Source organism: Cloacibacterium caeni, assembly GCF_907163105.1.
Taxonomy (GTDB): domain Bacteria; phylum Bacteroidota; class Bacteroidia; order Flavobacteriales; family Weeksellaceae; genus Cloacibacterium; species Cloacibacterium caeni_A.
Map to the genome: position 1 here is coordinate 2,278,206 of NZ_OU015321.1, position 14,336 is coordinate 2,292,541.

General features: G+C 33.0%; 15 protein-coding genes. 13 read left to right on the plus strand and 2 right to left on the minus strand.

The genetic code is table 11. The annotated features are described in order from the left end of the window. Nucleotides 1-45: 45 nt before the first annotated feature. The 7 genes from KKQ76_RS10645 (at nt 46) to KKQ76_RS10675 (ending at nt 6,398) form a co-directional block, all read left to right on the plus strand. Nucleotides 46-2,262, plus strand: a complete 2,217-nt coding sequence (locus KKQ76_RS10645) for a TonB-dependent receptor (protein ID WP_213197120.1) — start codon at nt 46-48, stop codon at nt 2,260-2,262. 132 nt (nt 2,263-2,394) lie between these two features. Further along, on the plus strand, nt 2,395-3,051 hold the full coding sequence (locus KKQ76_RS10650; protein ID WP_213197121.1) for a tetratricopeptide repeat protein: 657 nt from the start codon (nt 2,395-2,397) through the stop codon (nt 3,049-3,051). Nucleotides 3,052-3,264: 213 nt separating this feature from the next. Next, entirely contained in the window at nt 3,265-3,558 is a 294-nt protein-coding gene (locus KKQ76_RS10655) for a 2TM domain-containing protein (protein WP_213197122.1), read from the plus strand. 23 nt (nt 3,559-3,581) lie between these two features. Continuing rightward, nucleotides 3,582-4,925 (plus strand): 2TM domain-containing protein, encoded by a 1,344-nt coding sequence (locus tag KKQ76_RS10660; protein ID WP_213197123.1) that lies wholly within the window; start codon nt 3,582-3,584, stop codon nt 4,923-4,925. Beyond that, complete coding sequence (locus tag KKQ76_RS10665) at nt 4,916-5,224, plus strand: 2TM domain-containing protein (protein WP_213197124.1); 309 nt, start codon at nt 4,916-4,918, stop codon at nt 5,222-5,224. The genes KKQ76_RS10660 and KKQ76_RS10665 overlap by 10 nt, the downstream gene beginning before the upstream one ends. A 3-nt stretch (nt 5,225-5,227) precedes the next feature. Continuing rightward, on the plus strand, nt 5,228-5,539 hold the full coding sequence (locus KKQ76_RS10670; protein WP_069799824.1) for a 2TM domain-containing protein: 312 nt from the start codon (nt 5,228-5,230) through the stop codon (nt 5,537-5,539). A 118-nt stretch (nt 5,540-5,657) separates the two neighbouring features. Then, entirely contained in the window at nt 5,658-6,398 is a 741-nt protein-coding gene (locus tag KKQ76_RS10675) for a LytR/AlgR family response regulator transcription factor (RefSeq protein WP_213197125.1), read from the plus strand. 100 nt (nt 6,399-6,498) lie between these two features. Here KKQ76_RS10675 and mnmA read toward each other — a convergent pair whose 3' ends face one another. Then, the gene (mnmA, locus tag KKQ76_RS10680; RefSeq protein WP_213197126.1) at nt 6,499-7,686 is read right to left on the minus strand and encodes a tRNA 2-thiouridine(34) synthase MnmA; all 1,188 of its coding nucleotides are present in this window, start codon (nt 7,684-7,686) and stop codon (nt 6,499-6,501) included. 108 nt (nt 7,687-7,794) lie between these two features. Here mnmA and KKQ76_RS10685 point away from each other — a divergent pair, with 108 nt between their 5' ends. Further along, on the plus strand, nt 7,795-8,319 hold the full coding sequence (locus KKQ76_RS10685) for a hypothetical protein (RefSeq protein WP_213197127.1): 525 nt from the start codon (nt 7,795-7,797) through the stop codon (nt 8,317-8,319). Nucleotides 8,320-8,321: 2 nt separating this feature from the next. Then, nucleotides 8,322-8,783, plus strand: coding sequence for a hypothetical protein (locus KKQ76_RS10690; RefSeq protein WP_213197128.1), 462 nt, complete (start codon nt 8,322-8,324; stop codon nt 8,781-8,783). Nucleotides 8,784-8,812: 29 nt separating this feature from the next. On the opposite strand, the gene KKQ76_RS10695 is transcribed toward KKQ76_RS10690, so the two are convergent. Beyond that, nucleotides 8,813-11,329, minus strand: a complete 2,517-nt coding sequence (locus KKQ76_RS10695; RefSeq protein ID WP_213197129.1) for an ATP-dependent Clp protease ATP-binding subunit — start codon at nt 11,327-11,329, stop codon at nt 8,813-8,815. 160 nt (nt 11,330-11,489) lie between these two features. On the opposite strand from KKQ76_RS10695, the gene KKQ76_RS10700 reads away from it, so the two are divergent. From KKQ76_RS10700 to KKQ76_RS10715, 4 genes are all read left to right on the plus strand, one after another. After that, complete coding sequence (locus tag KKQ76_RS10700; protein WP_213197130.1) at nt 11,490-11,708, plus strand: uroporphyrinogen decarboxylase; 219 nt, start codon at nt 11,490-11,492, stop codon at nt 11,706-11,708. A gap of 12 nt (nt 11,709-11,720) precedes the next feature. Further along, nucleotides 11,721-12,839, plus strand: a complete 1,119-nt coding sequence (locus tag KKQ76_RS10705) for a glycosyltransferase (protein WP_213197131.1) — start codon at nt 11,721-11,723, stop codon at nt 12,837-12,839. 83 nt (nt 12,840-12,922) lie between these two features. Further along, the gene (locus KKQ76_RS10710) at nt 12,923-13,756 is read left to right on the plus strand and encodes a TraB/GumN family protein (RefSeq protein WP_213197132.1); all 834 of its coding nucleotides are present in this window, start codon (nt 12,923-12,925) and stop codon (nt 13,754-13,756) included. Nucleotides 13,757-13,888: 132 nt separating this feature from the next. Further along, the gene (locus tag KKQ76_RS10715; protein ID WP_213197133.1) at nt 13,889-14,308 is read left to right on the plus strand and encodes a SufE family protein; all 420 of its coding nucleotides are present in this window, start codon (nt 13,889-13,891) and stop codon (nt 14,306-14,308) included. Nucleotides 14,309-14,336 lie beyond the last annotated feature (28 nt).

The window sequence follows — 14,336 nt, forward strand, 5'->3', positions numbered from 1 at the left end:
TTCAGAAATGAGCAGAGATACCTTTGCTTCATCAAAAACAGAATTATGAAAACTCGTATTTTTACATTACTCTTTACCTTTGCCTTTACCTTTACCTTAATTGCTCAAATTACCATTTCTGGAAAAGTTTTAGGAAGAAATAACAAACCGCTGAAAGATGTTTCTGTGACGCTGAAAGATACTTATGATGGCGCAACAACAGACGAAACAGGGAATTATAAATTTGAAACTTCTGAAAAAGGAAGCCAAACATTGATTTTCTCTCACCCTAAATTTATAGAAATTGAAAAATCTATTCAAATTGAAGACAAAAACCTTATTCTAAATGCTGAACTAAAAGAATCGGTGAGCGAAATAGATGCAGTAGTCATTTCTGCGGGAAGCATAGAAGCCAGCGATAAAAAACGAGCCACTACTCTATTGACACCAATTGATGTCTACACAACAGCTGGAGCAAATGGTCAAATTTCATCGGCACTGGAAACCTTACCTGGAGTTCAAAAAGTAGGAGAATCAGAAGGTCTTTTCGTGAGAGGAGGAACCGGAACGGAAACCAAATTCTTCATGGACGGAAATTTGGTGAACAATTATTTCGGAAATTCTGTACCCGGAATTAAAGCGATGGATAGATTGAATACTTCACTTTTTAAAGGAAATGTATTTTCGAGTGGTGGTTATTCTGCAGTTTACGGACAAGCATTATCTGGAGTTTTAGCTTTGGAAAGTATCGATTTACCAGAGAGAAATGCTGCAGATTTTGGGATTTCTCCCATTTTTGCAAGCGGCGGAATTCAACGAGTTAATCAAGAAAAAACACATTCTTACGGAATTTCTTTAGGCTATTCTAATCTAGAACTCATGCAGAAAATTCTGAAATTCAATACCGATTTCGAAAAAGCACCTAACAGTTTTGGTGGCAATGGTAATTTCAGAATTAAAACTTCAAGAGGCGGTTTTATCAAATATTACGGAAGTTATGATACCAGTTCGATGAAGCTTTCTTCTCCCAATTTAGACGACGAAACTTCTTCTGATAAAATCAATCAAAACGGGAAAAATACGTTTCACTCGCTTTCTTACCGAGAAAAATTTGGCAGATATACTTTGAATCTTGGAAGTTCATATACTTTTAACCAAAATATTCTTCATTTTTCTAATGTAGACCAAAACGGAAGTTCTCCATTCAATAATGACATAGATTCTAAAGGCAATTATTTCAACGCCAAAGCATTGATTGAGAGAAAATTATTTAAAATTTCGGCAATAAGAGCAGGAATAGAACTGAATACAACTAAAGAAGAAACTTGGGTTTCCATCGCTCAAAAAAATTATGAATTTAGAGATGATATCACATCTCTTTTCGCAGAAACTGATTTGGGAATCAGCAATGATTTATCTTTAAAAATAGGAGCAAGAGCAGAAAACTCTTCTTCTATCAACCACTGGAATTTTTCGCCAAGATTTGCCATGGCTTACAGAATTTCTAAAGAATGGACGAGTTCATTGGCTTACGGAACTTTCTTCCAAAATCCTGAAAGTAGATTTTTCACCGAAAATTATCAACCCAATTATCAAAGAGCTGACCATTATATTTTTCAAGTTCAAAGAGCAGCAGATGGTAGAAGTTTGAGATTGGAAACGTATTACAAAAAATATCAAGATTTAATAAAAACCACAACAGATTTTTACAGACCTATCGCCGTGAATAACAACGGAAGTGGCTATGCAAAAGGTGTAGAATTATTTTGGCGAGATAAAAAATCTTTGAAAAATATAGATTATTGGGTGTCTTATTCTTACCTAGATTCTAAAAGAGATTACCTGAATTACACCGAAAGTCTATTCCCCAATTTCGCGGCAAAACATACACTTTCTGTGGTGGCTAAAAAATTTGTAACCAATTGGAAAACAGGATTTAATATTTCTTACAATTACAATTCTGGAAGACCATATTACAATTTCGTGACCGAAAATGGCAATACTGTTCTCAAAAATCAAGGCTTTGTAAAAGATTATCAAGCGGTGAATTTCAGTCTTAATTATTTACCGAATTTAGGCAAAAAAGATGCGAGAGCTTTCACCGTTTTGGTGCTTTCTATCAATAACGTTCTAGGAACTAAAAATGAATTTGGATACAATTTTTCGAGCAATGGATTAAAATCTAGAGCCATCGTTCCTCCTAACAATACTTTTGTTTTCATCGGTGCATTCATCAGTTTCGGGACTGACAGAACTCAAGAAGTCATTAATAATAACTTGTAGAATTAAGTCCAAAATTGACAATGAAAACCATTCAGTCAAGAAAAACTACAGTTCGGTGAACTAAAATTTCAAGAAAATTTCTTTCAAAATATCTTTGAACCATAAAATTGAAACAACTAAAAAATATTACATATGAAAACTTTACAAAAAACAATTTTAGCACTTTCTTTCGCATTTACAACAAGTTACACTTTTGCCCAAACTGCTTACGAAAAAGCCATGATGCCGAAAGTTCAAACCATCGAAATGCCAAAATCTAATCCAGATGAAAACACTGCTCAAGCCAATGATTTTGCAAGAATTGGAGACAAAGAAAAAACACTTTGGCAACCGTATTATTATGCTGCTTTTTCTATTCTAAAAAAAGGAAGAACATTGATGCAACAAAACCAAATTGCACAACTAGACGAAGTCGCAAAAGAGGCTCAAAATTACATTGACAAAGCAGAAGCGCTTTCTCCGAATAATGCAGAAATCTATATTTTGAAAAAAATGAATCACGGACTTAAAATGATGGTAAATCCTATGGAAAGATGGCAAACTGAAGGCCAAGCTGCTCAAAATGCTCTTGCTGAAGCTAAAAAATTAGACCCAGAAAATCCTAGAATTACGATTATGGAAGCCGAAGATTTATATTTCACTCCAGAACAATTCGGCGGAAGCAAAACGAAAGGAATTGAACTTTTTAAGAAAGCTTTAGAACAATTCAAAACTTACAAAATAAAATCTTCTCTTGACCCAAATTGGGGACAAGGTGAAGCGAATTATTTTATAGCTCAAACGAAATAGTTTTTAAAAAACTTCTATAAAACCACGAAAATTTCGTGGTTTTTTATTTTCTATAGTTTTCTTTAACTAAAAAACTCAACATCCTTTTTACAATTCAGTATACAAAAATGACGGTTCAGTCAAATAAAATTTGAAAGCGCCTCTTATAAAACTACCTTTACATCAAGAAATTTAACCCCATCACAAAATATTAATTTTTAAAATTCAAACACTATGGAAACGTACAAAACAACACAAGAACAGAAACTAGAAAACGCTAGAAAGCACGTGAAAAGAATCAAGGGTTTTTACACGCATGCTTTGGTTTTCGTATTGGTAAACGTATTTATTATTTTCTCTAATGCGATTGTAGACGGAAAAGGTTTTAATGATATTGATAATTATTACACGGCTTTTTTCTGGGGTTTCGGCTTATTGGCTCATGGTTTATCGGTTTTTGGTGGTGAGCTGTTTTTAGGCAGAAACTGGGAAGAAAGAAAAATCCAAGAAATTTTAAACGAAAAATAATTTTAAAATATTATTTTTAGAAAATGAAACTCGAGGTAATCAAAAAAGCGGCTCTTAACCTACTCTACATCAATATTATTGTAAGTCTTTTTATCTTCTTAATTGATCCAGGAGAAAAAACATTCGAAAGATACTCTTTTACTTTCCTAATTTCTGGAATGTACACGTTTTTCATAGGTTTAGGAAACGGTTTTTTAAACGATTATCTAGATTCTAAATTCTCGTGGACAGATGAAACGCGCAAAAGAACCATCGCTGCGATTGTAGGAACTTTGGTGATGAATATCGCACTGGTATATTTCTGTAATTACTTGAATTTCATAGTTATACAAGGCAAAAATCCAGAAAAATTTTTCAGTGGAGAGATGAACTTCATCAATTGGTTTTTCATCAATTTTGCGATTATGATATCGGCAATTGGTCACGCTCGAGGTTTTATGGCGGCTTGGAAAAACTCTACCAAAAAAGAAGTAGTAGAACAAAAACTCATCGCCAAATCTGCCAATGCACAATTCGAAAGCTTAAAAAATCAATTAGACCCGCATTTTTTATTCAATTCTCTGAATGTTTTAGACTCTTTAATTGAGGAAAATCCTGTTCAAGCGCAACGTTTTACCAATTCTATGTCGAAAATTTATCGCTATGTTTTGGAACAAAAAGACAAGGAACTGGTTTCGGTGGAAGAAGAAATAGACTTTGCCAAAACCTATTGCGAACTGCTGAAAACCAGATTTGAAGATGCTGTAACCTTTGATTTCAACATTTCAGAGGAAGACAAAAAAGGTTTTGTAGTGCCACTTTCTCTGCAACTTTTGCTCGAAAATTCGATTAAACACAATTTTGCCACTTCATCTAAACCATTGAATATCAAAATATTTACAGAAAAAGGAAACCTCATCATCGAAAATAATCTGCAAACCAGAGAATTGCCCAATAAATCTACAGGCGTAGGTTTAGCAAACATTGTTTCGAGATATAATTTATTAACCGAAAGGAATGTCTTCGTAGAAAAATCTGAAGCTTTCTTCCGTGTGAAACTCCCTATTTTAAAAGAAAAATTGAACCCTATGAATCCATATACTCCATCACAAGAACAATTGGCTTACGAAAAAGCCGCAAAACGCGTAGAAGAACTCAAAGGTTTCTACGGAAACTTAATTTCTTACTGCATTTTTATACCATTTTTAATTTTTATCAACTTCCAAACTTCGCCTAAATATCATTGGTTTTGGTGGCCAATGTTAGGTTGGGGAATCGGTGTAATTTCTCACGGAATTAAGACTTTCGGTATCGGAACAGATTGGGAAGAACGCCAAATCAAAAAATACATGGAAAAAGAAGAAGAAAACGCTAGAAAATGGAAATAACTATGGGAAATCAAGATAAATTCAACGAAATTGCTTACAAAAAGGCACAAAAAAGAGTAAAAGACATCAGAACGTATTATTACATGGTTTTGGGATATTTAGCAGTGGGTTATTTCATTGTTAGCCGAAATTATGACGGGAATCTTCTTAATATTTCTAGAAATTACAGCGTTTGGATTGTAATCTTGTGGGGAATTTTTCTTTTGGGTTACGGAATTTATTTATTCACGCCTTATTTCAGAAATTGGGAAGAAAGAAAAACCAAAGAATTAATGGAGAAATACAAACAAAAAAATTAAAAAATGGAACCTATAAACGATAAAAATATTCAATACGAAAGAGCCAGAAAAAGGGTTAAAGAAATCAAAGGTTTCTATATTCACGCTTTGGTTTATGTTTTGGTCAACTTGTTTTTAATTCTGTCTACATCCATAAAATATGATTCTTTTGAAACGTTTTTCCAGCAGAATCAATTCTGGGGAATTGGACTTTGGGGAATTGGACTTTTTGCGCATGGTTTATCCGTTTTCTTGCCTAATTTTATCCTCGGAAAAAACTGGGAAGAAAAGAAAATTCGTGAATTGATGGAAAGAAATAGAAATTTGAAAATATGAAAAATGAGCTAATTTGGAGATGAAATTATTCTTAAAAATAGATTCTTCATTCCGTTTCACTTCACTCAGAATGACATTAGAAACCCTAAACTTTTACCTTGAACTTTGAATTGAAAATATGAAAGTAGTAATTATAGAAGACGAAAAACCAGCCGCTAGAAAACTCGAAAGATTAATAAGCAATTTTACTGATTTACAATTGGTTGCAACGCTCCATTCTGTGGAAGACGCTGTAGATTGGTTCAGTAAAAATGAACATCCTAAACTGATATTTTCAGATATTGTTTTGGGCGATGGTTTGTCTTTTGATATTTTTGAAAAAGTTCCTACCAAAAGTTTCATTATTTACACCACCGCTTTTGATCAATACACGTTGAAAGCCTTCAAACTCAATTCCATAGATTATCTTCTCAAGCCAATTTCAGAAGAAGATTTAGCCAAAGCAATTGAAAAATTCAAAAGTTTTTTGCCTTCAGAAGAAACGCACAATGCTTTGGAAATGAAATCATTAATCAAAGAAGATCAACCGAAATTGTCTAGAATTTTGGTTAAAATTGGATATAATTTGAAGGTCATCAAAACTGAAGAAATTTGCTGTTTTTATTCTGAAAACAAAATTGTTTACGCACAGACTTTAGAACGCAGTTTCCCAACAGATTTTACCTTAGATGAATTGGAAGAAGTTTTGGATGAAAAAACGTTTTTCCGTGTGAATAGACAGTTTATCATCAGTTCAGATTGTATCAAAAACATTCATACTTCACCGAATTACAAAGTAGAATTGCAAGCGCAACCTGCCGAGGAAATTACGGTAAGTAGAGAACGTGTGAAAGATTTTAAAGATTGGCTGGTGAAATAATGTTAATCATTTCAGTTTTGTCTTTCCGTAGGAATCTAAACATGAATATTAAATAGTTTAGTAGAGATTCCTACGGAATGACAAAGTTTATGTATTTAATTTAAGAAATCACTCCGCTTCCTAATAATTCTTCGCCTACATACCAAGCTGCGAACTGTCCTTCTGCAATAGCAGATTGTGGATTTTCGAATTCTATGAAAAATCCTTCTTCAAACTGATAAAGCGTGGCTTTTTCTAGCGGTTGACGGTATCTAATTCTCGCCAAAACTTCCATAGATTCTCCGTTTTTAAGGCGTAAATCTTCACGAACCCAATGCAATTCTGAATTGTCAATTTTCAAAGCTTTTCTAAATAATCCTGGGAAATTTCTTCCTTCACCTACATACACTAAATTATTTTCCATATCTCTGGAAATGAGGAAACAAGATTCTTTATGACCGCCAATTCCGAGACCTTTACTTTGACCAATCGTGTAGAATTGTGCACCTTGATGTTTGCCAATTACTTTTCCGTCTGATTTTTTGTAATGGATTTTTGCAGACAAATATTCTAACTCTTCCAGTTTTGAAGAAAATTCAGGTTTTTCTTTATGATATTCAGCAAAATCACTGAAAATTTCTACAATTTCACCTTCTTTGGCTTTTAATTGTTGCTGAAGAAAAGTCGGCAAACTTACTTTCCCGATGAAACAAAGACCTTGAGAATCTTTTTTATCAGCAGTTGCCAGTTCCATTTCTCTGGCAATTTCTCTTACTTCTGGTTTGGTGAGTTCACCAATTGGGAAAAGTGCTTTAGAAAGCTGTTTTTGACTCAATTGACACAAGAAATAACTTTGATCTTTGTTGTTATCTTTCCCTGCCAAAAGTTGATATACTTCTTCCCCATTTTCATTGGTAAAAGAATCTAATCTTGCGTAATGTCCTGTTGCAACTTTATCTGCACCTAGTGAAAGTGCGGTTTCTAGAAAAACATCGAATTTTACTTCTCGGTTGCACAAAACATCAGGATTGGGAGTTCTACCCTTTTCGTATTCGGCAAACATATAATCTACAATGCGTTCTTTGTAGAGTTCGCTCATATCAATCACTTGGAACGGAATTCCCAGTTTTTTAGCCACTAAAAGCGCATCATTACTGTCTTCAATCCAAGGACATTCATCTTCTAAAGTTACCGAAGCATCGTTCCAATTTCTCATAAAAAGTCCGATGACTTCGTGACCTTGTTTCTGCAACAAATATGCTGCAACGCTGGAGTCTACACCTCCTGATAAACCGACTACTATTTTCATAATTGAGTTACGCTTTCGTTAAGGGAAAGTTTTACGACTGCAAAATTACAAATTAAAAACTCATTTGAAATTTTTCTGCTAAATTTGAATCATAGAAAATTTCTAAAAATGAAAAAATTATCTCTATTCTTTCTGATGCTGATATCTTTTTCGGCATTTTCACAGGTGGAAACTCCTACGCAAAACTCTAAATGGACTTTTGGTGGTTATGCTGGTTTAACTGGCGGTTTTGGCAGTAATAGCGGCATTGCAGTACATATTGCACCAAGAGTAGGCTATAAAATTTCTGAAAATTTAGAAACAGGTTTGATGGGAAGCCTCAATTGGCAAAACTCGTCTTATTCTTACTCCACTTTGTTTGGAATTGGGCCGTTTGTGAATTATTATTTGGGCAGAAATTTCTATTTAGGTTCTCAGTTTCAGGAATATTTTATCAATCAAAAAATAAAATCTTCAGAAGAAAAATACAGTTCAAACGAAGCTGCACTTTATATTGGTGGCGGTTATATGCAAAGAATGGGTAACAATTCTTATTTGCAGATTGGCGGAATGTATAACGTACTTTGGAAACAAAACAACAGTATTTTCAGCAGTGGTTTTGTGCCTAATATTGGGGTGGTTTTTGGGTTGTAAAAATGAAAAGCTATTTATTATTTGGAATTTTAAATTCCATTTTTGGAATATTTATTGGAATAATTGTTTATTTACTATCTATTGGAGATGGATACGAAATATTTATAGTCACTCTGCCAATTTCTAATTTTATCATATCTTTCTTTTTATGGAAAATAATAGTTAGAAAAGACAATTTTAATATTTTTAAAATCATTATTGTCACTTTACTATCAGGTACTTTAAATCATTATTTTTGCTTTATTATTGATAGTATAATTGCAACATTAGGATTTTATATTAATGGTAGCTTTGTAGATTCTTTAGGTGGAAGACCCGCAAATCCTTTTGAAATGTTGACAGGTGGACTATACTTATCTTTTTTTAGTCTTCTTTTATTTGGCTGGTTAACTTTGTTAATGTCTATAATATCTGCAATATTTACATATCTTTTTTCTAAATTTTCTTCAAAAATTAAATCATAAAAAACCTCCGAAAATTCGGAGGTTTCTTTTTATGCTTTTTGTTTAGATTTCTTTTGGGTTTCTCCTTCCAAAGCATCTTTGGCTTCGTTTAGTTTTAGAACTACGGTTTCACCTTCAGAGAATTGTTTGTTTACGAGCATTTCTGCCAATAAATCTTCAATATATTTTTGGATGGCACGTTTTAGAGGTCTTGCTCCAAAATCTTTGTCCCAACCTTTCTCTGCAATGAAATCTCTAGCTTCGTCTGTTAATTCTACTTTGTAGTTTAGTTTTTCTAGACGTTTGTAGAGTTTATTTAATTCAAGGTCAATAATTTTCTTAATGTCTTCTTTTTCAAGAGAATTGAAGATGATAATATCGTCTATTCTGTTTAAGAATTCTGGTGCAAAAGCTTTTTTCAGAGCGTTTTCTATGGTTGCTCTCGCTCTAGCATCAGAAGAAGTTTTCTTCGCAGAAGTTCCGAATCCTACTCCATCACCGAAATCTTTTAAATCTCTGGTTCCGATGTTAGAAGTTAAGATGATAATCGTATTTCTGAAATCCACTTTTCTGCCTAAAGAATCGGTAACGTGACCTTCATCTAAAATTTGCAATAAAATATTGAAAACATCTGGGTGTGCTTTTTCTATTTCGTCTAATAAAACTACGGCATAAGGTTTTCTACGAACCGCTTCGGTTAATTGTCCGCCTTCTTCGTAACCAACATAACCTGGAGGCGCACCAACTAGTCTAGAAACCGCAAATTTCTCCATATACTCGCTCATATCAATTCTAATTAAAGCATCATCAGAATCAAATAATTCACGAGCCATTACTTTTGCCAATTCGGTTTTACCAACACCTGTTGTCCCAAGGAAAATAAACGTACCAATCGGTCTGTTTGGATCTTTCAGTCCTGCTCTATTTCTTTGGATGGCTTTCACCACTTTTTTCACAGCATCTTCTTGGCCAATGACTTTTCCGTTGAGTAAATTATCCATATTGGCTAATTTATCCATCTCGTTTTTGCCCACTTTTGTTACAGGAACTCCAGACATCATAGAAACTACCTCAGCTACATTTTCTTCGGTTACCACTTCTTTTTTCTCCTTAACTTCTTTGTCCCATTTGTCTTGAGCCACAGCCAATTCTAGTTGCAAACGCTCTTCTTCATCTTTTAATTTTCTCGCTTCTAAATAATCTTGAGCTTTTACGGCTTTTTGTTTCAGTTCCTTGATTTCTTCAATTTGCTTTTCATGCTCAATGATATCAGTAGGAACTTTCATATTTTTGATATACACTCTAGAACCTGCTTCGTCCATCGCGTCAATCGCTTTGTCTGGAAGGAATCTATCGGTAATATATCTCGAAGTAAGGTTTACACACGCTGCAATTGCTTCGTCTGTATACGTTACATTATGGTGATCTTCGTATTTGTCTTTAATTTGATTCAAAATCAAAATGGTTTCTTCCACAGAAGTTGGTTCTACCATTACTTTTTGGAAACGTCTTTCTAAAGCACCATCTTTTTCGATGTACTGACGGTACTCGTCTAAAGTAGTCGCACCGATGCATTGAATTTCGCCTCTTGCTAAAGCAGGTTTAAACATATTAGAAGCATCAAGACTTCCTGTAGAACTTCCTGCTCCCACAATCGTATGCAATTCATCTATGAAAAGGATTACATCTCTGTTTTTCTCCAGCTCGGTCATAATCGCTTTCATTCTCTCTTCGAACTGACCTCTGTACTTAGTTCCAGCAACTAGACTTGCTAAATCCAACGTAATTACTCTTTTCCCGAAAAGAACTCTAGACACTTTTTTCTGCATGATTCTGAGTGCTAAACCTTCTGCAATGGCAGATTTACCAACTCCTGGTTCACCAATCAAAAGCGGATTGTTTTTCTTACGTCTTGACAGAATCTGAGAAACCCTTTCAATCTCTTTTTCTCTACCAATTACAGGGTCTAATTTTCCTTCAGAAGCTAGCGCAGTAAGGTCTCTACCAAAATTATCTAAAGTTGGCGTTTTGCTCTTTCCTGTTCCTAGATTTCCAGTAGGTTTTTTCATTTGACCGTATTCTTCACGCTCTTCATCATCATCATACGCAGAACTCTTTGGCAACTGACCAGAGTTTTTAAGCATAGATTGATATTCTTTAGCTACGCTATCATAATCAATTTCATAAGCACTTAAAATATTGGTCGTAGGATCTTCCATTTTATAGAGAATTCCTAACAAAAGATGAACGGTATTAATTTCTGAAGCTCTATATTGTCTGCATTCTAAATCTGCTCTTTTTACTGCATAATCTGCTAATTTGGTGAAAGAAATATTTTCCTTTTCTTCTGAAAAAGGATTGGTATTTACATTCATGTTTTCAATCTTTCTACGAATCTGAGTAAGATCTGCCTGAAGATTTTCTAAAATTTCTTTAGCAGAATTATCCGTCTGAATAATTCCCAGCAAGAAATGTTCAGTAGATAAAAATTCGCTATGCAAACGTTTTGCTTCGCTTTTACTGTGTTTGAAGACTTTGGTTAAGCCTTCTGAAAATTTATTTTCCATGATAATTTCTCTCAATAAAATTCTAATGAAGTCAATATGAATTGATTTCGTAAATCAAAGTTACAAATACTTTACCAAACTCATATTATGACTTTATGACATTATTTTACAAAATTAATAGCAGGAAATTAGTAATTTTGTCGTCTTAAATTTTTTTGAAATGGACGCGAATTGGGCAAATTATGTAGGTTATGCTGCATCATTCTTTGTAGTACTGAGCTTTATGGTGAAAAACATTAAACAAATCAGAGTGATTAATCTTATCGGTTGTATCGCTTTTGTAATTTATGGTATTTTCAGCGGAATGTTGTGGCCCATCATTATTCCTAACGCAATACTTTGCGTTATACAACTTTATCATTTAATAAAACACGATTAAAAGTTTTACATAATGAAAATTTTGGTAAGCGTTTTCAATAATTTATACACCGATCAGCGTGTGGAAAAATTCTGCAAAACCTTGCACGAAAATGCTTACCAAATAGAAGTAATAGGCAATAATTGGGGCGGAACTCCCGAAATGAAAAGGCCTTATCCATTTTCAAGAATTTCTTTACAGTCCAAAAAATTACGTTTCGCTTATTTAGAATTTCAGTGGAAATTATTCCTAGCATTGCTGAAAAAAGCCGACCGAAATACAATTCTTCACGCCAACGATTTAGATGCGCTTTTACCCAATTATTTGGTTTCAAAAATCAAAGGAATTCCTTTAGTTTGGGACAGTCACGAGATTTTCACCGAAATGCCAACCGTTACCAACCGTTGGGTTCAGCATGTTTGGAGACTTCTGGAAAATGCATTGATTAGAAAAATCAAATATTTTATCACGGCAAATGATTCTTATGCCAATTGGTTTGAGAGCACTTACAAGATTAAGAGACCTATTGTCATTAGAAATTTTCCTCAAAAATTAGAATCACCGAAAAATTTCGTTGAAAATAATCCGAAAGTCATCCTTTACCAAGGAACCATCAATTATTCCAGAGGAATTGATAAGATGATTGAAGCCATGCAATTTATAGAAAATGCAGAGTTTCACATTGCAGGAAGAGGTCCTTTTTTAAAAGAATATCAACAACTTACGAGAAATTTACAGCTAGAAAATAAAGTAAAATTCTTAGGAAATCTTCATCCAGATGCTTTAAGAAAAATCACCGAAAAAGCAGATGTAGGTTTAAGCATTGAAGAAAATAAAGGCTTAAGTTATTATTACTCACTTCCGAATAAAATCTCAGATTACATACAAGCCAGAGTTCCTGTAGTGGTTTCTAAATTTCCCGAAATGCAGAAAATTGTAGAAAATTATCACGTAGGCGAATTCATCACTTCACACGAACCAAAACATTTGGCAGAAAAAGTAAAAACGGTTTTAAATAAGGGGAGAAGTTCTTATCTTCCTCAACTGGAAATTGCTTCACAAGAACTTTGCTGGGAAAATGAAGCCCCGAAAATTCTGGAACTTTATGAAAGAGTAGCATCAGCACAAGCAATTCAAATTTACAAAAAGTAGTTTATCATAATATTAAAATAGCATTTAATTGAATTATTAGAATGCTTATATTTGAAAGTTAGTAAAAATAATTACACCATAATATGTTGAAAATCAATTTAACCGCAATATTCATTCTATTTTCATCATTTGTTTTATCACAACAATCAATTTTTTGGAAAATCTCAAAAAAAGGTAACGAAGCTTACATATTAGGAACATATCATTATTTGGGAAAAGATTTTTTATTAAATAACAACATTATTTTAGAAAAACTTAAAAAATCTAAAATTGCATTATCTGAAAATATTGATTCGGCAAAAATTTCCATTAATAAGAGAAATGAAAATTTGCAATTAAAAAAAATGAATAAAAATGAATTGCAAACGATTAAAAGAATAGTCCCTTCTTATATTGATTCAAACAAAATGACTTTAAGAGAATTAATTGTAACTATTGATGGGAAAATTACGCAAAAATTTTGTTTAACAGATAAAGAAAAAATTGATGAAACGAAAATGGATGATTTTATAAAAGAATATTGTCTAAAAAATAGAATAAAGTTAGAAGGTCTAGAACCTACAGAAAAAACATTTGATTATCTAAACCACAATCTCTACTCAAATACTACTGAAGAAAAACTAATAGAAATAATAAAATCTAAAATAAAACTTCTTAATTCTGAAAATCAAAATATTAATTGTCTTATTTTAAATGAATATAGAACAAAAAAGCACATTTTTAACTTTGAAAGAGAAAGTCAAGAGAAGTTTATTACCTTAAGAAATAAGGATTGGATTGTGAAAATAGATAATGCAATTCAAGAAAAAGAAAAAGCATTTATATTTGTAGGATTATACCATCTGGATTTTAAAGAGGGGTTATTAGAGTTATTAAAAAGTAGAGGCTACTCTGTAGAAGAAATAATTTTAAATTAGAAGTTTCTATCTGTCAGTTAAAGTTTTAACATAAATATTTAATTTCCAAAAATAAAAACATCTACTATTTTTTTACAAAACTTCCAACATTTAACTTTCTACCTTCCCGCAAAAAAGATTTATCTTTGTACCATGACAATTCAAGAAAAACAACAAGAAATTATAGAAGAATTCGAGTTTCTGGACGATTGGGAGCAGAAATACGAATACATTATAGACTTGGGAAAAGAACTGAAAGGTTTGCCTGAAGATAAAAAAACAGTCGAAAATCTGATTAAAGGTTGCCAGTCAAAAGTTTGGTTAGACGCCGAATTCAGAGACGGAAAACTCTTCTTCAATGCAGATTCTGATGGAATTTTACCGAAAGGAATTGTTTCTCTTTTGGTGCGAATTTACAGCGGTCATTCTACCCAAGAAATTTTGGATTCTGATTTTGATTTTATCTCAAAAATCGGTTTGCAAGAATTTTTATCGCCTTCCAGAGCCAATGGTTTAATGGCAATGACCAAACAAATTAAGTTCTACGCGGTTGCATTTCAGTTAAAATCGTGAAAAAAATCTTAGCATATCGTTTTTCCGC

Coding starts and splice junctions, on each gene's coding strand:
- KKQ76_RS10710 (WP_213197132.1), top strand. CDS start 12,923: ATGTTGAAAATCAATTTAACCGCAATATTCATTCTATTTTCATCATTT.
- KKQ76_RS10705 (WP_213197131.1), top strand. CDS start 11,721: ATGAAAATTTTGGTAAGCGTTTTCAATAATTTATACACCGATCAGCGT.
- KKQ76_RS10700 (WP_213197130.1), top strand. CDS start 11,490: ATGGACGCGAATTGGGCAAATTATGTAGGTTATGCTGCATCATTCTTT.
- KKQ76_RS10695 (WP_213197129.1), bottom strand. CDS start 11,329: ATGGAAAATAAATTTTCAGAAGGCTTAACCAAAGTCTTCAAACACAGT.
- KKQ76_RS10650 (WP_213197121.1), top strand. CDS start 2,395: ATGAAAACTTTACAAAAAACAATTTTAGCACTTTCTTTCGCATTTACA.
- mnmA (WP_213197126.1), bottom strand. CDS start 7,686: ATGAAAATAGTAGTCGGTTTATCAGGAGGTGTAGACTCCAGCGTTGCA.
- KKQ76_RS10655 (WP_213197122.1), top strand. CDS start 3,265: ATGGAAACGTACAAAACAACACAAGAACAGAAACTAGAAAACGCTAGA.
- KKQ76_RS10645 (WP_213197120.1), top strand. CDS start 46: ATGAAAACTCGTATTTTTACATTACTCTTTACCTTTGCCTTTACCTTT.
- KKQ76_RS10665 (WP_213197124.1), top strand. CDS start 4,916: ATGGAAATAACTATGGGAAATCAAGATAAATTCAACGAAATTGCTTAC.
- KKQ76_RS10675 (WP_213197125.1), top strand. CDS start 5,658: ATGAAAGTAGTAATTATAGAAGACGAAAAACCAGCCGCTAGAAAACTC.
- KKQ76_RS10715 (WP_213197133.1), top strand. CDS start 13,889: ATGACAATTCAAGAAAAACAACAAGAAATTATAGAAGAATTCGAGTTT.
- KKQ76_RS10685 (WP_213197127.1), top strand. CDS start 7,795: ATGAAAAAATTATCTCTATTCTTTCTGATGCTGATATCTTTTTCGGCA.
- KKQ76_RS10660 (WP_213197123.1), top strand. CDS start 3,582: ATGAAACTCGAGGTAATCAAAAAAGCGGCTCTTAACCTACTCTACATC.
- KKQ76_RS10670 (WP_069799824.1), top strand. CDS start 5,228: ATGGAACCTATAAACGATAAAAATATTCAATACGAAAGAGCCAGAAAA.
- KKQ76_RS10690 (WP_213197128.1), top strand. CDS start 8,322: ATGAAAAGCTATTTATTATTTGGAATTTTAAATTCCATTTTTGGAATA.